A 21,753-nucleotide genomic window follows, 5' to 3' on the forward strand; every position below is an offset into this window, starting at 1 on the left:
AGCTGTGCAAAAGATCAAAGTATTGTGCGTCGACGATTCGGCGCTGATCCGCAGCCTGATGACGGAGATCATCAATGGCCAGCCGGATATGACTGTGGTGGCCGTGGCGCCCGACCCGCTGGTCGCGCGCGACCTCATCAAGCAGCACAACCCGGACGTATTGACGCTCGACGTCGAAATGCCGCGCATGGACGGGCTCGACTTCCTCGAGAAGCTGATGCGGCTGCGGCCCATGCCGGTGGTGATGGTGTCGTCGCTGACCGAGCGCGGCAACGAAATCACGCTGCGCGCGCTGGAACTGGGCGCGGTGGACTTCGTCACCAAGCCGAAGGTCGGCATTCGCGACGGCATGCTCGACTACGCCGAGAAGCTGGCCGACAAGGTTCGCGCTGCGGCGCGGGCGCGCGTGCGCCAGGCGGCGCCGGTGCATCATGCGGGCGCGCCTGCCGGGCACGCCGCCGCTGGCGCACATGCCGTACCCGCGCCGAACTTCAACAATCCGCTCGTCAGTACGGAAAAGCTGATCATCGTCGGCGCGTCCACGGGCGGCACCGAAGCGATCCGCGAAGTGCTGATGCCGCTGCCGCCCGACGCGCCTGCTGTGCTGATCGCGCAACACATGCCGCCGGGATTTACGAAATCTTTCGCACAACGCCTTAATGGTTTGTGCCGGATTACCGTTAAAGAGGCTGAGCACGGTGAACGCGTGCTGCCGGGACACGCTTATATTGCGCCTGGGCACGCTCACCTGTTGCTTGCACGTAGCGGTGCGAACTATATTGCACACCTGTCGGACGATCCGCCGGTCAACCGGCACCGTCCGTCCGTGGATGTGCTGTTCCGCTCCGCCGCGCAGCATGCAGGCAAGAACGCAGTGGGCGTGATTCTCACGGGGATGGGCCGCGATGGTGCGGCCGGATTGCTGGAAATGAAGAAGGCGGGCGCGTTTACGCTGGCGCAGGACGAGGCGAGCTGCATCGTGTTCGGCATGCCGCGCGAGGCCATTGCACTGGGCGCCGCCGATGAAGTCGCGTCCTTGTCGGAGATGAGCCGGCGTGTCATGACGCGCCTGTCGTCGATGGGCGAACGCGTACAGCGGGTATGATGCGCCGGGTCTGAACGAGCGCAAGGTCTTGGATGAGACCGCAGTCAGGGCTGACGCTCACTGCGGTCGAGATAAGCGGTTGCGTGCCGCACCGTCTGGATAAGGGTTAAGGGAAAGGGAATTGAAATGGATAAGGGAATGAAGATTCTGGTGGTGGACGATTTTCCGACGATGCGCCGGATCGTGCGCAATCTGCTGAAAGAGCTGGGCTATTCCAACGTCGACGAGGCGGAAGACGGCATGGCCGGCCTCGCGCGTCTGCGCAGCGGCACGTATGAGTTCGTGATCTCGGACTGGAACATGCCGAACATGGACGGTCTCGCGATGCTGAAGGAAATCCGCGGCGACGCGAACCTCACGCATCTGCCGGTGCTGATGGTGACGGCGGAATCGAAGAAGGAAAACATCATCGCCGCGGCGCAGGCCGGCGCGAGCGGTTACGTGGTGAAGCCGTTCACGGCTGCCACCCTCGACGAGAAGCTCAACAAGATTCTCGAAAAGATGGCGAAAGCCGGGAGCTGATGTGGACGAGCTGACCAACGCGGCAGCCGCCGAATCGCGCGACGACGGCGACCTCGCCAGCGATCGCATTCTGGCCCGCATCGGCCAGCTCACGCGCACCCTGCGCGATTCGATGCGCGAACTGGGGATCGACAAGCACGTCGAGCGTGCCGCCGAGGCGGTGCCGGACGCGCGCGACCGCCTCAAGTACATCGCGACGATGACCGAGCAGGCGGCCGAGAAAGTGCTGAGCGCCATCGAAATCGCCAAGCCGATTCAGGAGCAGTTGCAGCGCGATGCCGGCGTGCTGGATGAGCGTTGGGAGAAATGGTACGAGGCGCCCATCGAGCGTGAGGAAGTGCGCGCGTTGATGAACGACACGCGCACCTTCCTGCGCGGCGTGCCCGACGTGACCGCCGCGACCAACCAGCAGTTGCTCGAAATCATGCTGGCGCAGGACTTCCAGGATCTGACGGGGCAGGTCATCAAGAAGATCACGGAAGTGGTCTATCTGATCGAGCAGCAGCTGCTCGGCGTGCTGATCGAAAACATCGCGCTCGAACGGCGCGAGCAGTTTGCGGCGAATGCGGCTGCGCTGGCAGCGGAACCGTCATCCACGGGCAGCCCGGAAAATCTGCTGAATGGTCCGCAGATCAATCCGGAAGGCAAGGCCGACGTCATGCAGGATCAGGGCGAAGTCGACGACCTGCTCGCCAGCCTCGGGTTCTGATTTGCCGGCTGGGCTGTTTCTCCGGGCGTGACTTTGGCGATTATTTTGGCCGTTGCGGTGCGCAGAAACCGCCTGCGCCTCACCTCAAGTAAGGCAGGGTAAGACTCGCTGGAAGCCGGTTCCCCGCTTGCTCCAGAGATCTCGCCGGGCCTGATTTGCCCGGCTCGCAACCCGACTCAGGCACGGCACGTGCTACTCCCGAACAGGAAAAACGTTCCTGCGGATGGCCACCGCCGTGCCGTATGATCTCGTCTAAAGGCAGGCGCCCGTGCTCGACACGGACGCCGAACCGTCGATCGGGAGGAGTCTGGCCATGCCGAGTCGCGTACCCCGCGCCGTCTTCAGGACGACGCTTGCAGTTTCCTTGCTGTTCAGCGCCATTCAGTCCGCTCATGCGGTGCTGGGCGGCAGTCTCATGACGCCGCCCGCCAATGCGGCAACCACTTCCCGTAACGTGACACCGGTGGCCGTGATGCACGCGGCCTCGGCTGAGACATCTGGCGCATCCGGCGCATCAAGCTCCAGCGCGGCGTCCTCTTCGTCGTACACCGTGCAGGAGACGACGTACGGCAACGGCACCATCGTGCGCGAATACCAGGCCGCGAACGGCACGGTGTTCGGCATTGCGTGGCACGGTCCGCAGATGCCCCATCTCGCCGATCTCCTCGGCACTTACTTTCCGCAATACGTGGCTGGCGTACAGGCCGTGCGCGCCGTGCGTGGCGGCGGTCATGGACCGGTGGCGGTCGAGCAGAGCGGCCTCGTGGTCCACTCCGGCGGCCATATGGGCGCGTTCGCCGGTCAGGCCTGGCTGCCACAGGCGCTGCCGGATGGCGTCAGCGGTTCTGACATCCAGTGACAGTCACACGACCGACAAGCGGGAGGCAGGACATGCAAGCTGTAGCAAAGCTGAAAGGATGGATGCAGGTCGTGGCAACAGTCGCACTGGTGACGCTGCTGGCGGCGTGCGGCGGCGGTGGGGGCAGCAACTCCAATTCGTCGAATACGGATACCAGCGGCCTGCCGGCTAGCCCGACCGCCCAACCCGTCGCGTCCAGCGCGGGTAACACGGCGCCGATCTCCGTGGGCCAGGGCGTGGCGAACGTGATCAACATTCCCACGGTGAGCGTGAAAATCTGCGTGCCGGGGACCACCAATTGCCAGACCATCAACAACATCCAGGTGGATACCGGCTCGTTCGGGCTGCGCATCGTGAGCAGCGCACTGACCATTCCGTTGACGCCGAATGCAGTGCCCACCGCGCCGAGCAGCACGCTGGCTGAGTGCACCACCTTCGCCGACGGCTATTCGTGGGGCACGGTCCGCAACGCCACCGTGCAGATCTCGAATGAAACGGCGACCAACATTCCGATCCAGATTCTCGGCGACCTTTCCGCGAACAGCGTGCCGTCGGGCTGCATCAGTGGGGCAGAGGAAAACACCGCGAGTGCGATTGGCGCGAACGGTATTCTGGGCATTGGCGTGGCAACGGTGGATTGCGGCGTGAACTGCGCCAGCGCGACCCTCGCACCGACCTTCAGCAATTACTACGCGTGCAACGGCTCGTCTTGCGCGGCTACTCCGGTGGCCGTCCCACTGACGAGCCAGGTGGCCAACCCGGCGGCCAGCTTCGCCACCGACAACAACGGCGTGATCGTGGAGATGCAGCCCATCTCCGCCACCGGCACCGGCTCGGCCAGCGGCACGCTCGTGTTCGGCATCAACACCGCGACGAATAACCAGTTGAACGCGGCGCAGACCTTTACGACCGATGGCTCCGGCGATCTGAACAACAGCACGTTCAACGGCAGCAAAATCCAGGCGTTTTTCGATTCCGGTTCGAACGCGTACTTCTTCCAGGACGGCTCGTTGCCGCTGTGCAGTGCCTATAACGGCTTCTATTGCCCGACGGCAGGCGTGACGCGGACCGTGAATCTGGTCGGCCTCGGCACTGGCCAGACGGCGACGGCCAATATCGGCGTGCTGAGCGCGGCATCCCTCTTCAGTAACGGCAACAACTTCGCCTTCAACGACCTGGGCGGCCAGGTCGGCATGGCCGGCAGCTTTGATATCGGCTTGCCGTTCTTCTTCGGCCGCTATATGTATTACGGCTTCGACCGGACCTTGCAAGGCGGCCAACAGCCGTTCGTCGGATATTGAGTTTCGCTTGAGGATTTAGGCCGTCCGCGTGGTTCGACACGCGGGCGGCTTCCAAGGCGCGCTCACGGCGGGCGTGGCCGAACCCGCGTCTTCGCCGCGCCGTACCGCCCCTGCAGTCCGCGCCTGACCCCGTCCCCATCTCCCGAAATGCCCCGGTTTCCCCGCCCTTATCCGCCGATCATGGCTTGAGTTCTGCGGGAATAATCGCTCTCACTGGAAATTGGCATCGTGCCGTGTCCGTCTGGAGAGCCTTGTGGCAGACGATAGCGACCTCGAAAAAACAGAATCCGCCACTCCCCGGCGCCTCGAAAAGGCGCGGGAGGAGGGGCAGATCGTCCGTTCGCGGGAGCTGGTTTCGTTTGCGCTGCTGTCGGCGGGCTTTTACGGCGTCTGGGCCATGTCCGGCCATATTGGCGATCATCTCGGGGCCATGCTGCGCGCGGGTCTGACGTTCAATCACGCGAGTGTGTTCGAGACGCGCCAGATGCTGATCGGCGCGGGTGCGGCGAGCCGCGAAGGGTTGTACGCGTTGCTGCCTGTGCTGGCCATGACCGGCGGCGCGGCACTGCTGTCGCCGCTCGCGCTGGGCGGCTGGCACGTCTCCGCCACGCCGCTGGCGCCCAATTTCAGCCGGCTCGATCCGTTCGCCGGCCTCGGCCGAATTTTTTCGCTCAACGGACCGCTGCAACTCGGCATGTCGCTGGCCAAGACGCTGGTGGTGGGCATCATCGGCGGCGTCTCGATCTGGCATCGGCATGACGAAATTCTCGCGCTGGCCACCCAGCCGCTCACCGTCGCGCTTGCCAACGCCGCGCATCTGATCGCAGTGTGCTGCGGCATGACGGTGGCCGGCATGTTCGTGGTGGCCGCGCTCGATGTCCCGTATCAGATCTGGCAGTACAACAAGAAGCTGCGGATGACGAAGGAAGAAGTAAAGCAGGAGCACAAGGAAAGCGAAGGCGATCCGAAGATGAAGGGGCGCATCCGTCAGCAGCAGCGCGCAGCCGCGCGGCGCCGGATGATGTCCAAGGTGCCGAAGGCCGACGTGGTGGTGACCAACCCGACCCACTTCGCGGTCGCCCTGCAATACAGCGACGGCGAGATGCGTGCGCCGCGCGTGGTCGCCAAGGGTATCAATCTGGTCGCCGCGCGGATTCGCGAACTGGCCGTGGAGAACAACGTGCCGCTGCTCGAAGCCCCGCCGCTTGCGCGGGCGCTGTATCACAACGTCGATCTCGACCGCGAAATTCCGGGGCCGCTGTATGGCGCCGTCGCGGAAGTGCTCGCCTGGGTTTATCAGTTGCGCCGCTTCAAGACCGAAGGCGGTGCGGCGCCGGTCGCGCCGTCCGACCTCGACGTACCGCCCGAACTGGACAAGGGCGCGATCGACGACGACGCCGACCTGGACGCCGACGACGACCTCAACGATGACGCTGCACCTGGAGCTTCTGCATGAACGCACGCGCCGGATTCCTGTCCCGCCGACCGGAAGCGCTAAGCAACACGAACCTGCGCGCGCTCGCAGGTCCGATCCTGATCGTCATGATCCTCGGCATGATGATCTTGCCGTTGCCGCCGTTCCTGCTGGATCTGCTGTTCACCTTCAACATCGCGCTCTCTGTGATGGTGCTGCTGGTCAGCATGTACACGATGAAGCCGCTCGACTTCGCCGCCTTCCCGAGCGTGCTGCTGTTCTCGACCCTTTTGCGTCTGTCGCTGAACGTCGCCTCCACGCGGGTCGTGCTGCTCGAAGGCCACACCGGGCCGGATGCCGCGGGGCAGGTGATCGAGTCGTTCGGACACTTCCTCGTGGGCGGCAATTTCGCGGTCGGGATCGTGGTGTTCATCATCCTGATGGTGATCAACTTCATGGTGATCACCAAGGGCGCGGGCCGGATTGCGGAAGTCTCGGCGCGCTTCACGCTGGATGCAATGCCCGGCAAGCAGATGGCGATCGACGCCGACCTGAACGCCGGTCTCATCAACGAAGAACTGGCGCGCAGGCGCCGCTCGGAAATCGCCCAGGAAGCCGAGTTCTACGGCTCGATGGACGGTGCCAGCAAGTTCGTGCGCGGCGACGCGATTGCCGGCTTGCTGATCATGGTGATCAATATCATCGGCGGTCTGATCGTCGGCGTGGTCCAGCACAACATGGACTTCGCCGCCGCCGGCAAGAACTACACGCTGCTCACCATCGGTGACGGGCTGGTGGCGCAGATTCCGTCGCTGGTGATTTCGACGGCCGCCGGTGTGATCGTCTCGCGCGTGGCGACCAATGAAGACATCGGTACGCAGTTGACCGGGCAGTTGTTCACCAACCCGCGCGTGCTGATCATCACCGGCTGCATTCTGGTGCTGATGGGACTGATCCCCGGCATGCCGCACTTTGCCTTCCTGCTGCTGGGCGGCGGTCTGATCCAGCTTGGCCGGACCATGAAGAAGCGCGCCGAGGAAGCCAAAACGTCAGCCGCGCTCGTGGATGTCGCGCCGGCCGCGCTCAAACCGGCCGAGAACACCGAAGCAAGCTGGGACGACGTGACGATGATCGACACGCTCGGCCTCGAAGTCGGCTACCGGTTGATTCCGCTGGTGGACAAGAACTCGGACGGCGAACTGCTGAAACGGATCAAGAGCATCCGCAAGAAGTTCGCGCAGGAAATCGGCTTCCTGCCGCCAGTCATCCACATTCGCGACAACCTTGAACTGCGGCCCAATGGCTATCGCATTGCGCTGAAGGGCGTCGAAGTGGGCGTGGGCGAAGCGTATCCGGGGCAATGGCTCGCCATCAATCCGGGTCAGGTGAGCGCGGCGTTGCCGGGCACGCCGACTCAGGATCCGGCATTCGGTCTGCCGGCCATCTGGATCGACACCAATCTGCGCGAGCAGGCCCAGGTGTATGGCTACACCGTGGTGGATTCGAGCACGGTGGTCGCGACGCACCTGAATCACCTTGTTGTGACGCATGCGTCCGAATTGCTCGGCCGCCGCGAAATCCAGGCGCTCATCGAACGGATGCAGAAGGACACGCCGTCGCTGGTGGACGATCTGGTGCCGAAGGCGCTGTCGCTCACCACGCTGCAAAAGGTCCTGCAGAATCTGCTGGAAGAAGGTGTGCCGATCCGCGACATGCGCACCATTCTGGAAGCGCTTGCCGAGCACACGCCGAAGATGAGCGATCCGCACGAACTGACCGCGGTGGTGCGGCTGGCACTGGGCCGGGCGATCACGCAGCAGTGGTTCCCGGGCGTCGGCGACATGCAGGTGATGGGCCTCGATTCGAACCTCGAACGCGTGTTGTCGCAGGCGCTTTCGACAGGTCCCAATCCGGGCCTCGAACCAGGTCTCGCCAACACGCTGATGACCGAGACGCAAAAGGCGATGAGCCGTCAGCAAAACCTCGGGCTCTCGCCTGTGCTGCTGGTGCAGCATTCGCTGCGGCCGATGCTCGCGCGCTTCCTGCGGCGCAGCCTGCCGCAGCTCAAGGTGCTCTCGTATGCGGAAGTACCCGACACCCGCAACGTCAAGGTGGTGAACCTGATCGGCGCTTGAGTACCGGGCTCGGCCTGCGTGTCTGCGGGCTCCTACGGCCCAGAGCGGACGGGCCGCCAGGGCCGCCCAGGCCGCCATGCATGCGGCCAATCTGTCTCTCTCGCCGGCGCGTCGATACGCGCCGGTGTCGTTTGGGGAACTGGAAACGTTTCCGCTGCGGGCTTCCATCAAGCGAATTGCCCGTCTTTCCCGGTCTTTATCAACCGATGGTGCCTGGACTTCTTTCGCAATAATCGCTCTCAATGGGAAGCGGTATGTTGCCGGTCCGTCAACCTCATCGGGGGTCGAGCTTGAACATTCGGAAATTTGTCGGTGCCACCAGTCGCGATGCGCTGCGCCTTGTTCGCGAGGCACTGGGCCCCGACGCGGTCGTGCTGTCGAACCGCACGATGGATGACGGGAGCGTCGAAATTGTCGCGCTCGCCGACAGCGACCTCGCGGCGATCACGCCGAAGGCACGCGAAGGCGGTCATGCGGCCATGCCGGCGGCACTGCCGTCAGCAGCGCCTCAGCGCAACATGGCAGCAATGCAGGCCAATCCGTACGCGAGCGGTATGCCCGACGTGTTCTCCTCGGTGTTCGGCGCAAGCCCGGAAGCCGGCATGGAAAACGCAGCGGCAAGCGGCAACGCGGCGAACGGCGGCTCGACACAAGGTGCTCAGGCAGCGCAAGCCGTACAGTCAGCGCAAGGCACGCAGCCGGCGCAAATGGCTCAAGCGCCGCACGCTGCGCCTGCGTTGAACGCACCGGCCGCGCTGAATGCGTTCGCGGAACCCCACGCGCTCAACGAAGCATCGCAAGGTGGCAACGCCGCTCCGGCCATGACGACGCCGTTCGCGTCGCCGCACGAGCCGGCACCGCTGCCGCAGGCAACGCAAGCGCCCGTCGCGCATCAGTCCCAGCAGGCATCGCAAGCGCCTCAAGCGCAGCAATCGCCGATGCAACCCGCACGCCAGCAGCCGCGCGCCAGCGACGACATTCGCGCCGACGTGCTGAAGGCCGCCGGCATCGCTCCCGCTCCGTACGCCGCACCGCAGGTCGCGCCGCGCACGATGGCGGAATCGAATCCGTGGCTGATCGACCATGCGCGCAACATCGCCGGCAAGCAACAAGGCGCGTACAGCGTCCGGCCGTCCGCGATGACGCCCGCGGCTGCGATGGCCAAAGGTCTCGGCGCACCCGCCGAACAGCAACGTGGCGCCGCGCGCCAGGCCGCGGTGAACGCCGACACGCCTGAGTGGGCCCGCGAAGCCGCGCAGCTCGCCGCGCGTCGTACGACGCAAAAGACCCAAACCGCGCAGCACGGTAACGACGAAGCACGCAACGAACAGAAGAGCAGCTCGCGCAACGAAACCCGCACGCCGCCCACCGCTGCCAGCGTCGCCGAAAGCATCAAGGCCCGCGTGGAGCAGGTGGTCAACGAGACCGTGATGACCGAGCTCTCGTCGATGCGCGGCATGATGGAAGAGCACTTCGCCGGTCTGCTGTGGGCCGACCGTCAACGCCGCAGCCCGACGCGTGCGTCGCTCACCAAGCATCTGTTCGCCGCGGGTTTCTCCGCGCAACTGGTGCAGATGATGGTGGACAACCTGCCCGATGACGTCGACAACCTGGACGGCGGCATGGACTGGGTGCGCAGCGTGCTCGAATCCAACCTGCCGGTGATGGAAAACGAAGATGCGCTGATGGAGCGCGGCGGTGTGTTCGCGTTGATGGGCCCGACCGGTGTCGGCAAGACGACGACGACCGCCAAGCTCGCCGCGCGCTGCGTGATGCGCTTCGGCGCAAGCAAGGTGGCGCTGCTCACCACCGACAGCTACCGGATTGGCGGTCACGAACAACTGCGCATCTTCGGCAAGATTCTCGGCGTTTCGGTTCATGCAGTGAAAGACGGCGCCGATCTGCAACTGGCGCTGGCCGAGTTGCGCAACAAGCACATCGTCCTGATCGACACGATCGGCATGAGCCAGCGCGACCGTCTCGTTTCCGACCAGATCTCCATGCTGTGCCGCGCCGGTCAGCCGGTGCAGCGTCTGCTGCTGTTGAACGCAACCAGCCACGGCGACACGCTGAACGAAGTCGTGCAGGCCTACCAGCAGGCACCGGATCAACAACCGCTCGCCGGCTGCATTCTCACCAAGCTCGACGAAGCAACCAACCTGGGCGGCGTGCTAGACACGGTGATCCGCTACAAGCTGCCGGTGCATTACGTGTCGACTGGTCAGAAGGTGCCCGAGAACCTGTACGTGGCTACGCGCAAATTCCTCATCAAGAGCGCGTTCTGCATACCTCGCGACAGTTCGCCTTTCGTGCCGCACGACGACGATATTCCAGCCTTGCTCTCCTCGCTCTCCGCGCGTTCAACCGCCGAATTGCACGAGGTTCACTTTGGATAAAGTCGTCTCGGATCAGGCAGAAGGACTGCGGCGCCTGCTGGCGCGCAGCGGTGCACGGGTACTGGCGGTGACGGGAGGATCGGGCGGCGTGGGCCGCACGACAACGGTGGTCAACCTGGCCGCGGCGCTCGCGGAACAGGGCAGGGATGTACTCGTGATCGACGAGTGCGTGAACAACTTTTCCGTCAGCACGATGCTGGGCGGTGTGCGCGGCGCGGGTAATTTCGCGGCCGTCGCAAGCGGCGAGATGCCGCTCGAAGCGGCTGTAGCACGGCATGCCCTCGGGTTCTCCGTGCTGGCCGCTTCGAGCAGCAATCGCGAAGGCTTCAGCGCGGCGCAAATGGCTGTCGTGCTGGAAGGCCCCGCTGACATCGTGCTGATCGACGCGCAACTCGACCGCAGCGGTCATCTCTCGGTGCTTGCCATGCAGGCGCACGACCTGATGATCGTCACGCGGGTGGGCGGCCAGCCGATCACCGACGCCTATGCCTGCATGAAGCGGTTGCATTACGCGCATGGCATTGGCCAGTTCCGGGTCTTGGTGAATCACGTGCAAAGCGCCACCGACGCACGCACGGCATTTGACAACCTGGCGGGTGTCGCGGGGCGTTACCTGACTGTATCGCTGGAAAACGCGGGCTGTATTGCCGCGGACGCACGGATGGCTCGTGCACTTGAACTGTCGCGCTGCGTGGTCGACGCGTTTCCGTCGACGCCCGCCGCGCGGGACTACCGGCATCTTGCCGCGGAATTGCAGTATTGGCCGATGCGCTCAGCGATATCGTCAAGGCACCACTGGGTGGCGCCCGCAACGATCACGGCTGCGCAACACGCCGACCAACCGTCTGCGGAGCACGCCTGAGGGGCGGCGCGTGGACAAGGGGAGCATGATGTATAACGCCCAGGGAAAGATTTCCCAAGCCGAGGTTCTGACGAAGTACGCACCGCTCGTGCGGCGTCTCGGCTTGCAGCTGGTGGCGAAAATGCCGGCAAGCGTCGATCTCGACGATCTGATTCAGGCCGGCATGATCGGCCTGCTCGATGCCGCGAGCCGCTACAAGGAAGACCAGGGCGCGCAGTTCGAAACCTACGCGAGCCAGCGGATTCGCGGCGCGATGCTCGACGAGCTGCGCAGCAACGACTGGCTGCCGCGCAGTCTGCGCCGCACCTCGCGTGAAGTGGAAACGGCCGTGCATCAGGTGGAACAGACGCTGGGCCGCTCGGCGAGCGAGACCGAGATTGCCGGGCATCTGAAGATGCCGCTCGACGAGTATCAGTCGATGCTGCAGGATCTGCACGGTAGTCAGTTGATCTACTACGAAGACTTCGACCGCTCCGCTGACGACGAACCGTTCCTCGACCGCTATTGCGTCGATCACTCGGACCCGCTCTCGGCGCTGCTCGACGACAGCCTGCGCTCGGCGCTCGTCGAAGCCATCGAACGCCTGCCGGATCGCGAAAAGCTGCTGATGTCGCTGTACTACGAACGCGGCATGAATCTGCGTGAGATCGGTGCGGTGATGGAAGTCAGCGAATCGCGCGTCTGCCAGTTGCACAGCCAGGCGGTCGCACGGCTGCGCACACGTCTGCGCGAAATGGCGTGGGCCAAGGCCGAAACGGATTAAGCAACGCCGGCCACGCATGACCCGGAACGTTGGTACACAGCGTTCCGGCTTCCTCTCCCAACGCGGCGACTCGTTATGAGACGCCGACGCTCACGAGTCAGCTTCGACTCACACCGGGTTCGCCGCCACATAGTTCTTGAACGCGGAATACGCCTCGGTTTTCGTCACGCCGTCCGACTGCACGAGACCGTAGCCGTCGCTCGTGGACACGTCGATCAGTTCGTAGAACATCACCGATTGCAGGTTGTACGTCTGACGCAGCGTGTTGTATTCGGCCAGGGTGCCGGCCACGTAGCTCGCCTGTTGCGCCGCCGAGTCGCTCGGCACGAAACCCCATTCCGTGATCCAGATCGGCAGTCCGAACGATTGCTGAAGGATCTGCAATACGTTGGTGAGCCCCTGCGGACCCGCCTCGGTGATGAGGCCCGAGCTTTCGTACCAGTGATACATCGTGATGTCCCACGCCAGCGGCGTGGCGCCGGCCTGACCCGTCGACGAACCGTCCGGCGTGATGCCCTGCCACAGCATTTGCAGCGCGGTATAGGCGAGCGGAATGCCCACGTTGATGCCGCACTTGATGCTCGAATCGACCGACTTCACGCCGTCGATCATGCCGCGCAACACGCCGCGATAAGCCGGCCAGTACGCCGGGTTGTACTCGGCCGGTGAGTTGCCCGCGCCGAAGGTGACGAGGCCGTTCGCATCGAGTTCGTTGCCGCATTCGATCACGCTGACGAGGCCCTTGAGCGGCGTCGCAATCGAGACCGCGAGTTCGTAGCCGAGGTTGTACGCGTCGGTTTCGCTGGCGGTCTGGTCGTAGCTCATCGGGTTGATGACCGGCAGGATCGATACGCCGCTGCCGGCGAACGGCCCGGCCAGCGCGGTGGCGATGGTCTGGGCCATGCCCGACCCAGCCACGTCCGCGCGGTAGTTGGTCACGCCGAGGTCCTTGAGCAAGGCGAGTTGCTGTGCGGCGCTCATGGTCTCGTAGATGCCCGACGGCCAGGCCATATGGCCGTTGACGCCGTAAAACACGTCGGCCGAGGTCGCGGTCGCCGCGCTGACACGCGGGTCGCTCGTGGCATTCCAGCCGTTCGCGCCGTACACGTACCAGCCACCGGCCGAATTCTCGCCGTAGATGGAGTGGTTCCAGTAGACCATCAGCACGGCGCTGCCCGGAAAGCCCGTGTTCATGTTGTTGCCGAGCACGCTGCCGTTCGAGAGCGTCCACGGCGTGCCGTAGGCGTCCGTGAAGGAGGCAAACGGCGGGATCGTGGTGCCTTGCGCCGATTCGCTCACCGCCGCCTTGGCTTTGGCGCTGGTGTTGGCCACCGCGCTGTCCGACGAGCCGCCAGCGCCGCCGCAACCGGCCAGCGCCAGACTGCCGGCACCGGCCAGCAAACTGGCCAGAAAAGTTCGTCTCGATGCGCCGGCATTCACGCTATCGGTTACCGCGAAAATGGCGGGACGGAGAAATGAAAGGTTCGCTTGCGTCGCTTTGCTGTTATCGGAGGACATAATTCCTGAATTAGTCAGAGCAAAGTGGCGCAGTATAACGGCATCTTTTTACTGAATATTTCTCGAAACGGCAGAAATTCCCAATTAGGGAAAAATGCCCAATGAGGTAGAGATGACGAGTAAAACGTTTGTTTCGAAACATCTGCCGTTTTGATGGCGTACTTTTTCGTTTGAAAGGGTAAATTTCGGTGTCACGCGGCAAAAAGTCCGCAAATGTTACGCCCAGAAGCTGTAATTGAGGATGCAAGCGGAAGGAAACTGTCCTCAATCAGGGGTCGGAGCCCCACGGCTTCTCATTGGATATTTCTAATTGATTTTCAGAATCTGAAGCCAGATTGAATTGACAGAAATTCGTATGAATTAATGATTGGCGTCTGAAGCGGTATTTATTTCTAATTATAAGCGGATAATCCGGTAGAGATTTCCTGACATTCAAGTTTCATTTGCCTGGACTGTAAGCTTGATTAGCCAGCACCTGAAATCGCATCCATTCCAGTAAATGGACGCCGCTAATTCGCCGTAATCCCCCGCCCACTCTGGCATTCGGCAAGTTCGCAAAACGCGGCTTTCCGGATGGCGCACAAAGCAAGCCAAACTGGCGTAACAAGCTGATTTCGTCCGCGCAGAATACGTTTCGAACCATCTGCCACATCTTCATCCGCGACGCTGTTGATCGCGCCGACCTTCACGCGGCCTCGCCGCGACCATCGACGAGCGCATCATGCCGACCTCCCCCCGGACCCTCGTGCCGATGCGTGCCGGCACGGGCAAGCCGCTGTTTTTCGTCCCCGGCATCAGCGCAACGGTGGACGACTGCCGCGCCCTCATCCATGCGATGCGCAGTCCGCGCCCCGTGTTCGGCATCGAGGCGCGCGGGCTGGACGGCCAGCAGCCGCCGCTCGATCGCATCGAAGCCATCGCGACGGACTACCTTCAGCAGATTCGCAGCATCCAGCCGCGCGGCCCATACGCCGTGGCCGGCTACTCGCTTGGTGGACTGGTGGCGCTCGAAATAGCGCAGCAGTTGCGGCACGGCGGCGAACAGATGGAGTGGCTCTGTCTGCTCGATTGCTATGCCCACGACCGCTGGCTGCCGCTCGGGCCGTGGCTGCAAAGCCGTGGCCGGTTCGCCGCGCGGCATTGGCGCAAGCTGCGCGCGGTGCCGCTGGCGCGGCTACCGGCTTATGTGAAGCAGAAGAGCATGGGGGCGGTGAATCGGGTCCGCGAGCGGTTGGGGCACGTGGCGCGGCAACCCGGGGACGACACCCACCAGCCGGTGTCGCTGTTGCAGCAGGTGCAGGACGAACTGTGGATCGCGATGGTCAGGTATCGGCCGCGGCCCTGGCATGGCGGGCCGATCGTCTACGTGCGCGCGGCGGTGATGCCCGCGGAGTTGAGCAATCCGATGCCGCTCTGGCACCGAATCGCGCGCGGCGGCCTGATCTATACCGAGCTGGATTGCAGCCACGTCGAGATGCTGCGGACCCCGTTCGCGGAACGGGTGGCGGCGTTGCTGGACGACGGACTGGCGCAGATTCCGCGTTCAACTGAAGACGACGCGCCCGATGAGCAGTTGCGCGGCGCCACCTGAAGCCTCAAGACTTAACGTCGAGGCGGCGGCGCGCAAGCAGAGGTTCAGCTGGAATCAGTACGCCCCGAAGGTGGGGACGCGGCCATCCGGGCCATAAAGGGCGGGCTTTGCCGGGCGCACCTGGAGGACATCGAGGGCGCGCTGGTTGTATTCCATGCGGGTGCGGATCAGCACACCGTTGATCTTGTTGGAGCGACGTGCGCGTTCTACTGACTGTTGCAGCAGAGACCATTGCGCGGCGAGCTTGGGGTCGCGGTCCGAAGCCAGTTCGATCCCGGTCCAGCCGCCTGGCAGACCCATTTCGGCGAGTTGCGCGTCGCGGGTCTTTTCGAGCGTGGCCAGCTTGCCGACCAGTTCGGTTTTCTTCTCGACGATGGGCCGCAAGGCCTCGGCCGGATCGACCTCGGTCAGCGCCTTCTGTTCGAGGGTCAGCACCGAGGCAAACGCCTCGATGGTCGAGTATTCGTCGATTACGATGGCCAGCAGCGCGTCTTTCATCACAAACTCGCTTTCACAGCGGCCCGCGCCATTCCCGCGGGTCGGGTTTTAAGGGGTCGCCTTGCGGCGGCCAGCCTTAATTGCCGGTCGCCGGGGCTCTCGTTTGCAACAGACTGCGCGTGGTATCCAGCACGCCGTCTGCGATCTTGCCCGGGTCGATGGTCAGCGTGCCATTCTTGATGGCCGCCTTGATCGACTCGACATGAGCCGTGTCGATGTCTGCCGAACCCGACGCTGCCAGACTGCGCAGGTTGGACGACAGGCCAGACAGGCTCACGCTCGCGTCGCCGCCCGAAGTCGAAGCGGCTTGCGCGGAATTGCTTGCGCCTTGGGCGGACGCTGCCGCCGGAGCTGAACCTTCCTGCTGAGCGGCGCGCGACGCGCTGCTCGTGAGACTGTCCAGCTGGGTGTTGGTGTTGGAATCGATTTTCACGATTGGCTTCCTGAACGATTTGAGTCTTATAACGGCACTCAGGAAACCAAACTTTAGTTCTAACGTTGTATCCCTTTGTAACGGCTTTGCCGGTTGTGAGCGGTAGCGAACCAAAGCGGGGCCGGATGCATCGCGACCGCGCGCGCCTGCCGCTACCGGCCTGCCAGCCGGGCTTTACATCTGAATCTCGACGGTCGAACTGTTCTTCACGATGCCCATCACGATCTGGCCGGTCGCGGTTTTCACCTTGACCGGCTGACCGGGCTGCGCACTGGAAAGCGCGCTGCCTTCGGACGAAATCTGGAAGCCGTCGCCCTGCGCGACCACACTCACTGTCTGCCCGGCGGTGACCTGCTGGGCGTTCTTCAACATATCGAGGCGTAGCGGCAGGCCCTGGCCGACCCGCATCAGCGTGATCGAGCCCACGGCCTGCGCGGGGTCCGTGATGATCGACATGGGCAGCATGGTCAGATCGCCGTCGCGGCCGACGAGATCCGCTTCGCCCACCACTTCGCCGGGCGCCATCGCACGGGCGGCCACGTAGTAGGTCGCGTTGATCGACACCTTCGCCTGTAGCCAGACCGTCCACGGGTGGCCGCTCGTGCAGCGCACGCCGACGGTGGTGCGGCCCCACAGGCGCGCGCCGTTGGGCAGGAAGGGCTGCAGCGTGGCGCAGGCCGCGAGGCCGCGCGGGAAAGCGGACGCCACGCTCAGCTCGATATGACCGGGTAGCCCCGTGATCTGTTGCTTGAGGAAGTCGACGGCGGCAGCGTGGATCAATTCGCCATCTTCCTGGCCAGCCAGGGCCGGTTGGGTCAAAGCCTGGGCCTGAGCCGGTTGTACGGGCTGTGCGGGTTGCACGGGTTGTGCAATCGAGGCGGCTGGCTGGCGGTATTGCACCGGCCGTGCGGGTTGTGCGTATTGAACCGGACGCGATGCCTCGGCGTATTGCACCGGCCGTGCAGCCTGGGCCGATTGCCCGAATGGCACCACTTCCACGGATTGCGCGACCGGGCGCGGTTGGGTCGGTTGAGCGACCTGAACGGGCAGCGCGCTTCGGCCTGGTTGCGCCGTGCGGGCCATTTGTGCCGCTTGCACCATCTCTGCCGCTTGCGCGGTTGGGTTCGCCTGCTCCGCCTGTGCGTTAGCCGTCATCAGGCCATGCGCGCCTTGAGTCTGCAGCATGGCGGCTTGAATCGCCGCCGCGCGTTGGGCAGCTTCGGCGAGCGCTGCCGCCGGCAATTGCGAGGGTGCTGGCAAACTGGCCAGCGCCTGATTCGGCGTGACAGCGGCTACCTGAGCTTGAGCTTGGCTCCGACCTTGTGCGCCGGTCGTGCTCGCCATCCCCGCTACCGCGTTGCGGTTCACCGCGCTCGCTGCCAGTTCAGGCGGCTCGCCGCGCGAGGCCAGCGGATCGATCTCCATCCCGCTTGCGGGTGTTGCATCGACAGGCCGCGCGGCTGCCGCGTTCAACGCACGCGTCGACGAAGCAGGCACGACGACCGGCATCACCTGGCTTGCGGCCAGGGCGCCAGTCATGTTCACGCGGGTGAGCCCAGCGCTGGATGGGGAGGTGTTAGGAGGCGTGTTCGGCGCCGTCGAAATCCAGTGCGGGGAGGCGGATGCGGCCGCTTCGCCGGTGCCTGGAATCACGATCGCGCCACTCGCATTGGCAAGCGTGCTGAAGCGATCGGTGGTGGCGGGCGCCGCTGGGGCGAGTGCAGACAGTGCGCTCGCCCCAGCCGCGCCGCCGGCATTTTGCGTCGGCCGATTGCCCGGGCGCGTGCCCGAAGTCGCCATCGCCGTCATGCGGGCGATGTCGTCCGGATTCTGTTGGCCGTTGCCCGGAATCACGATCGGGCCGCTGCTGTCCTCGGCCATGGCCGGCGCGATCCACAACGAGCCCGCGACGGCGCACGCCAGCCAGGCGGCGGCGTGTCGCGCAACGATGCGGCGCAGCGCATGCGGCACATCGAAAGTGGCTCGGACCATCAAAAATCTCCAGCTCGCGGCAAGGGTACGGATTGCATTCTAGAGACCGGCCCCCCGCCGCAAACGTCGAATAGAGGCGACCTTCCCCGGTTATTCCGACGATTGCCGCTTGCACGCTCCCCGCAAAATGCCTCTCATGCAAAAAAGCCTTTTGGGGCGCCGCAGGATGTGTGCACGGTAAGCACATGTCGGATGCGGGAACGTTTTCCGGAGATTTTCATGCTCGACAAACTCGATGCGGAATTTGCCTTTGGCCGACAGGCGCTCGATGTGCGTTCGTACCGGCAGGAACTGCTGTCGTCGAACATCGCGAACGCCGACACGCCGGGCTACAAGGCGCGCGACGTGGATTTCGGCTCGGCGCTGGCAGGCGCATTGAAGCAGGCGGGCGGCCGGACGTTGAGCACAGTGAGCGGTGACGACGCGGACAGCGGCGTCAGCGTGAGCATCGGCAGCGGTGCATCGAACAGCTCGACGCTGGCGATGGCGCAGCCCGCCGGTGTCACGAGCGGCATGACGATGGCGTCGACGGAACCGGGTCACATGTCCGGCAAGGTCTCGCTGATTCCGACCGGCGGCCCGAGCGACGACTACGGCCAACTGGCGTACCGCATTCCGACGCAGCCGTCGCTGGATGGCAATACGGTGGATCTCGATGCCGAGCGCGTGCAGTTCGCGGATAACTCGCTGCACTTCGAATCCACCATGACTGAAGTATCGAACCAGATCAAATCGATGCTGTCGGCGATCACCTCAGGCTCTTGATGAAGCCATGACGCGACGACCGGCACACGCTGGATGCAACCGCTAAAAACCACGCAAACGGGCAGTAACCACGCCGGGCTCATCCGGCAGGAGAGGTCAGAGAAGCCATGCCATCTTTGATGAATATTTTCACGGTCGCCGGTTCGGCCATGTCGGCTGAGTCGCAGCGGCTCAACGTGACGGCGTCGAACCTGGCCAACGCCGACAGTACGACGGGGCCCGACGGCCAGCCGTACAAGGCCAAGCAGGTCGTGTTCGCGGTCAACCCGCTCGGCGGCTCGCGTTCCGCGTCCGGCCAGCAGGTGGGCGGCGTGCAGGTGACCGGCGTGGTGGACGACCCGACGCCGATGAAGCAGACCTACGACCCGGGCAATCCCGCGGCCGACGCGAACGGCTACGTCACGATGCCGAACGTCGACCCGGTGGAAGAAATGGTGAACATGATTTCGGCGTCGCGCGCTTATCAGGCCAACGTCGAAACACTGAACACAGCCAAACAGCTCATGCTGAAAACTCTCACGATCGGAACCTGAGGAGCACGTCCTTGACCAGTTCAACCACAATCGGCAGCAACGGCACGACGGTTTCGCCGTTGATGAACGACACGATGAGCAACAACTCATCGACCAACTCGACGAACAGTGCGACCGGTTCGACTTCCAGCTCGTCGTCCAGCTCCGCGTCGAACACGACCGGCGCCGGGCTGCAAAGCACCTTCCTGCAACTGCTGGTGACGCAGTTGCAGAACCAGGATCCGACCAACCCGATGGACAGCTCGCAGATGACCTCGCAGCTCGCGGAGATCAATACCGTGACGGGCATCAGCCAGCTCAACACGTCGCTGTCGTCGCTGTCCACGCAACTGAACGCGGGCCAGACGTCGCAGGCAGCGCTGCTGATCGGCCAGAAAGTGCTCGCGCCGGGCAATTCGCTCAGCATCACGAGCGGCACGGAAACCAGCTTCGGCGTGCAACTGGGCGCGGCGGCTTCGGACATGCAGGTCAACGTCGTCAATTCCGCGGGTCAGATCGTCAACACCATCGATCTGGGTGCGCAACCCGCCGGCGTGGTGCCGGTGAGCTGGGAGCCGGTCGATTCGTCGGGCAACCCGCTGCCGACAGGCACTTACACGATTACCGCCACGGGCACCGTGAACGGCGTCGCCGGTACGGGCACCACGTTGACGACCGCTACGGTGGAAAGCGTCGTGCAGGGCACCAACGGTGCACCGAGCCTCGCGCTGTCCACGGGCAGCACGGTTCCGCTGACCTCGGTCGCGGCGGTCCTGTAAGACCACTCAAGCAAACATCGTTCAAACAGTTTAGACATTTCCCGGAACGGAGACCGTCATGGGTTATCAGCAAGGTTTGAGCGGCCTGTCGGCCGCATCGAGCGATCTGGACGTGATTGGCAACAACATCGCCAACTCGGACACGGTCGGCTTCAAGAGCGGCACCGCCGTGTTCGCCGATATGTACGCGAACTCGGTGGCTACCGCCGTCAACAACCAGATCGGTATCGGCACGCAGCTCGCAGCCGTGCAGCAGAACTTCTCGCAGGGCACGGCCGACGAAACCGGCCAGGCGCTGGACATGTTCATCAACGGCAACGGTTTCTTCCAGATGTCGGAGAACGGTTCGCTCACGTATTCGCGCAACGGCGTGTTCCAGCGTAACGCGGCCGGCCAGATCGAGAACGCGCAGGGCGCGCTGCTGATGGGCTACGGCGTGAATGCCGATGGTACGATCAACACCTCCAAGACGGTGCCGCTTACGCTGCCGAACGGCAACAGCGCACCGGCTGCGACTACCACGTGGAACGCGAGTTTCAACCTGGATTCGCAGGATGCTCTCGCGCTCGGTACGCCGACCGTCGACATGGCGGGTGCCGGCACGCTGACCAATGGCGGCGCGACGATCACCACCGCCAGCGCGGGTTCGAACAACGACACGTATCAGATCAACTTCACCAGCGCGACGCAGTATACGGTCACCGACGTGACCGCCGGTACGACGTCTGCTGCGCAAACCTACACGGCGGGCCAGGCCATTACGCTCGGCACTGGCCAGCAAGTGACCTTGACCGGCACGGCAGCGACCGGCAACCAGGTTGTCGTGACGCCGACGCCGGTCCCGTTCGACGCCAGCAACCCGAAGAGCTACACGTACAACACGCAGTTGACGGCGTATGACTCGCTCGGCGGCAGCCAGACGGTCAACGTGTATTTCGCCAAGACTTCGTCGGGCGTGTGGGATGTGTATGCAGGTGTGGCAGGCGGCACGACTGAGCCGATCGGCCAGGCCACCTTCACGACGAACGGCACGATGTCGAACTTCCAGCAGGCTAACGTCAACCCGACCACGGGTGCGGTGACGTACAGCTCGCCCACGACGCCGAACGCTGTGTCCTTCACCATCCCGACCACGGATGGTTCGGGCACGCCGCAAACGGTGACCCTGAACCTCTCGGGCTCGACGCAGTACGGCAGCTCGGACGGCAACACCGGCTTGACGCAGGACGGCTACGCCTCGGGTCAGTTGAGCAGCTACACGGTCGGCAACGACGGCGTCATCACCGGTAACTACACGAACGGCGCCACCGTGACGCTCGGCCAGCTCGTGCTCGCCAACTTCAACGATCCGAACGGTCTGGTCGATCTCGGCAACAACGAATACGCCGCCACGGGTGCTTCGGGCCCGCCGCAGATCGCCACGCCGGGCAGCACCAACCACGGTCAGGTGACGGGTGGTGAAGTGGAAGATTCGAACGTGGATCTGACCAGCGAACTGGTGAACCTGATCACGGCGCAACGCGACTATCAGGCGAACGCGCAGACCATCAAGACCCAGCAAACGGTCGATCAAACGCTGATCAACCTGTAAGCACCGCC

19 protein-coding genes are annotated in these 21,753 nt (G+C 63.9%); 15 read left to right on the plus strand and 4 right to left on the minus strand.

The window, feature by feature from the left end; translation table 11 throughout:
- The first annotated feature begins 4 nt into the window (after nucleotides 1-4).
- The 10 genes from D0B32_RS15380 (at nucleotide 5) to D0B32_RS15425 (ending at nucleotide 12,066) form a co-directional block, all read left to right on the plus strand.
- Nucleotides 5-1,105 carry a chemotaxis response regulator protein-glutamate methylesterase gene (locus tag D0B32_RS15380; protein WP_181969812.1) on the plus strand — a complete coding sequence of 367 codons (1,101 nt, stop codon included), beginning with the start codon at nucleotides 5-7 and terminating at the stop codon, nucleotides 1,103-1,105.
- A 126-nt stretch (nucleotides 1,106-1,231) separates the two neighbouring features.
- Nucleotides 1,232-1,627, plus strand: a complete 396-nt coding sequence (gene cheY / locus D0B32_RS15385) for a chemotaxis response regulator CheY (RefSeq protein ID WP_117334800.1) — start codon at nucleotides 1,232-1,234, stop codon at nucleotides 1,625-1,627.
- 1 nt (nucleotide 1,628) lies between these two features.
- On the plus strand, nucleotides 1,629-2,336 hold the full coding sequence (gene cheZ / locus D0B32_RS15390; RefSeq protein ID WP_117334801.1) for a protein phosphatase CheZ: 708 nt from the start codon (nucleotides 1,629-1,631) through the stop codon (nucleotides 2,334-2,336).
- A gap of 313 nt (nucleotides 2,337-2,649) precedes the next feature.
- Nucleotides 2,650-3,195 (plus strand): DUF2844 domain-containing protein, encoded by a 546-nt coding sequence (locus tag D0B32_RS15395; RefSeq protein WP_117334887.1) that lies wholly within the window; start codon nucleotides 2,650-2,652, stop codon nucleotides 3,193-3,195.
- Between the two features lie 32 nt (nucleotides 3,196-3,227).
- Nucleotides 3,228-4,496, plus strand: a complete 1,269-nt coding sequence (locus D0B32_RS15400; RefSeq protein ID WP_117334802.1) for a DUF3443 domain-containing protein — start codon at nucleotides 3,228-3,230, stop codon at nucleotides 4,494-4,496.
- Between the two features lie 253 nt (nucleotides 4,497-4,749).
- On the plus strand, nucleotides 4,750-5,952 hold the full coding sequence (gene flhB / locus D0B32_RS15405; protein WP_117334803.1) for a flagellar biosynthesis protein FlhB: 1,203 nt from the start codon (nucleotides 4,750-4,752) through the stop codon (nucleotides 5,950-5,952).
- Complete coding sequence (gene flhA / locus D0B32_RS15410) at nucleotides 5,949-8,045, plus strand: flagellar biosynthesis protein FlhA (protein WP_117334804.1); 2,097 nt, start codon at nucleotides 5,949-5,951, stop codon at nucleotides 8,043-8,045. The genes flhB and flhA overlap by 4 nt, the downstream gene beginning before the upstream one ends.
- Before the next feature lie 290 nt (nucleotides 8,046-8,335).
- Nucleotides 8,336-10,441 (plus strand): flagellar biosynthesis protein FlhF, encoded by a 2,106-nt coding sequence (flhF, locus tag D0B32_RS15415; RefSeq protein ID WP_117334805.1) that lies wholly within the window; start codon nucleotides 8,336-8,338, stop codon nucleotides 10,439-10,441.
- Nucleotides 10,434-11,303, plus strand: coding sequence for an AAA family ATPase (locus tag D0B32_RS15420; RefSeq protein ID WP_117334806.1), 870 nt, complete (start codon nucleotides 10,434-10,436; stop codon nucleotides 11,301-11,303). The genes flhF and D0B32_RS15420 overlap by 8 nt, the downstream gene beginning before the upstream one ends.
- 25 nt (nucleotides 11,304-11,328) lie before the next feature.
- Nucleotides 11,329-12,066: an RNA polymerase sigma factor FliA gene (locus D0B32_RS15425; protein WP_181969813.1), complete on the plus strand. Its 738-nt coding sequence runs from the start codon at nucleotides 11,329-11,331 to the stop codon at nucleotides 12,064-12,066.
- 108 nt (nucleotides 12,067-12,174) lie between these two features.
- On the opposite strand, the gene D0B32_RS15430 is transcribed toward D0B32_RS15425, so the two are convergent.
- Nucleotides 12,175-13,584, minus strand: coding sequence for a glycosyl hydrolase (locus D0B32_RS15430; protein WP_117334807.1), 1,410 nt, complete (start codon nucleotides 13,582-13,584; stop codon nucleotides 12,175-12,177).
- Nucleotides 13,585-14,305: 721 nt separating this feature from the next.
- Here D0B32_RS15430 and D0B32_RS15435 point away from each other — a divergent pair.
- Entirely contained in the window at nucleotides 14,306-15,175 is an 870-nt protein-coding gene (locus D0B32_RS15435; RefSeq protein ID WP_117334808.1) for an alpha/beta fold hydrolase, read from the plus strand.
- A 54-nt stretch (nucleotides 15,176-15,229) separates the two neighbouring features.
- Here D0B32_RS15435 and D0B32_RS15440 read toward each other — a convergent pair whose 3' ends face one another.
- The 3 genes from D0B32_RS15440 to flgA all read right to left on the minus strand — a co-directional run bounded on the left by D0B32_RS15440 (nucleotide 15,230) and on the right by flgA (nucleotide 18,098).
- Nucleotides 15,230-15,673, minus strand: coding sequence for a flagella synthesis protein FlgN (locus D0B32_RS15440; RefSeq protein WP_117334809.1), 444 nt, complete (start codon nucleotides 15,671-15,673; stop codon nucleotides 15,230-15,232).
- 76 nt (nucleotides 15,674-15,749) lie between these two features.
- On the minus strand, nucleotides 15,750-16,106 hold the full coding sequence (gene flgM / locus D0B32_RS15445; RefSeq protein WP_117334810.1) for a flagellar biosynthesis anti-sigma factor FlgM: 357 nt from the start codon (nucleotides 16,104-16,106) through the stop codon (nucleotides 15,750-15,752).
- A 174-nt stretch (nucleotides 16,107-16,280) separates the two neighbouring features.
- Nucleotides 16,281-18,098 (minus strand): flagellar basal body P-ring formation chaperone FlgA, encoded by a 1,818-nt coding sequence (gene flgA, locus D0B32_RS15450; protein ID WP_259295011.1) that lies wholly within the window; start codon nucleotides 18,096-18,098, stop codon nucleotides 16,281-16,283.
- A gap of 219 nt (nucleotides 18,099-18,317) precedes the next feature.
- Here flgA and flgB point away from each other — a divergent pair, with 219 nt between their 5' ends.
- The 4 genes from flgB to D0B32_RS15470 all read left to right on the plus strand — a co-directional run bounded on the left by flgB (nucleotide 18,318) and on the right by D0B32_RS15470 (nucleotide 21,745).
- Nucleotides 18,318-18,863, plus strand: a complete 546-nt coding sequence (gene flgB, locus D0B32_RS15455) for a flagellar basal body rod protein FlgB (protein ID WP_117334890.1) — start codon at nucleotides 18,318-18,320, stop codon at nucleotides 18,861-18,863.
- A 107-nt stretch (nucleotides 18,864-18,970) separates the two neighbouring features.
- Nucleotides 18,971-19,396, plus strand: a complete 426-nt coding sequence (gene flgC / locus D0B32_RS15460; RefSeq protein WP_117334811.1) for a flagellar basal body rod protein FlgC — start codon at nucleotides 18,971-18,973, stop codon at nucleotides 19,394-19,396.
- 11 nt (nucleotides 19,397-19,407) lie between these two features.
- Nucleotides 19,408-20,154: a flagellar hook assembly protein FlgD gene (locus tag D0B32_RS15465; RefSeq protein ID WP_117334812.1), complete on the plus strand. Its 747-nt coding sequence runs from the start codon at nucleotides 19,408-19,410 to the stop codon at nucleotides 20,152-20,154.
- Between the two features lie 58 nt (nucleotides 20,155-20,212).
- A complete protein-coding gene (locus D0B32_RS15470) occupies nucleotides 20,213-21,745 on the plus strand; it encodes a flagellar hook protein FlgE (RefSeq protein ID WP_117334813.1) in 1,533 nt (510 codons plus the stop codon).
- Nucleotides 21,746-21,753 lie beyond the last annotated feature (8 nt).

The organism is Paraburkholderia sp. DHOC27, assembly GCF_003429005.1.
Lineage (GTDB): Bacteria > Pseudomonadota > Gammaproteobacteria > Burkholderiales > Burkholderiaceae > Paraburkholderia.

Bases quoted from the DNA above. Each gene is read 5' to 3' on its own strand.
- cheY (WP_117334800.1), top strand. From the start codon at position 1,232: ATGGATAAGGGAATGAAGATTCTGGTGGTGGACGATTTTCCGACGATG.
- D0B32_RS15395 (WP_117334887.1), top strand. From the start codon at position 2,650: ATGCCGAGTCGCGTACCCCGCGCCGTCTTCAGGACGACGCTTGCAGTT.
- D0B32_RS15400 (WP_117334802.1), top strand. From the start codon at position 3,228: ATGCAAGCTGTAGCAAAGCTGAAAGGATGGATGCAGGTCGTGGCAACA.
- flhA (WP_117334804.1), top strand. From the start codon at position 5,949: ATGAACGCACGCGCCGGATTCCTGTCCCGCCGACCGGAAGCGCTAAGC.
- D0B32_RS15425 (WP_181969813.1), top strand. From the start codon at position 11,329: ATGATGTATAACGCCCAGGGAAAGATTTCCCAAGCCGAGGTTCTGACG.
- D0B32_RS15430 (WP_117334807.1), bottom strand. From the start codon at position 13,584: ATGTCCTCCGATAACAGCAAAGCGACGCAAGCGAACCTTTCATTTCTC.
- D0B32_RS15435 (WP_117334808.1), top strand. From the start codon at position 14,306: ATGCCGACCTCCCCCCGGACCCTCGTGCCGATGCGTGCCGGCACGGGC.
- D0B32_RS15440 (WP_117334809.1), bottom strand. From the start codon at position 15,673: ATGAAAGACGCGCTGCTGGCCATCGTAATCGACGAATACTCGACCATC.
- flgA (WP_259295011.1), bottom strand. From the start codon at position 18,098: ATGGTCCGAGCCACTTTCGATGTGCCGCATGCGCTGCGCCGCATCGTT.
- flgB (WP_117334890.1), top strand. From the start codon at position 18,318: ATGCTCGACAAACTCGATGCGGAATTTGCCTTTGGCCGACAGGCGCTC.
- flgC (WP_117334811.1), top strand. From the start codon at position 18,971: ATGCCATCTTTGATGAATATTTTCACGGTCGCCGGTTCGGCCATGTCG.
- D0B32_RS15470 (WP_117334813.1), top strand. From the start codon at position 20,213: ATGGGTTATCAGCAAGGTTTGAGCGGCCTGTCGGCCGCATCGAGCGAT.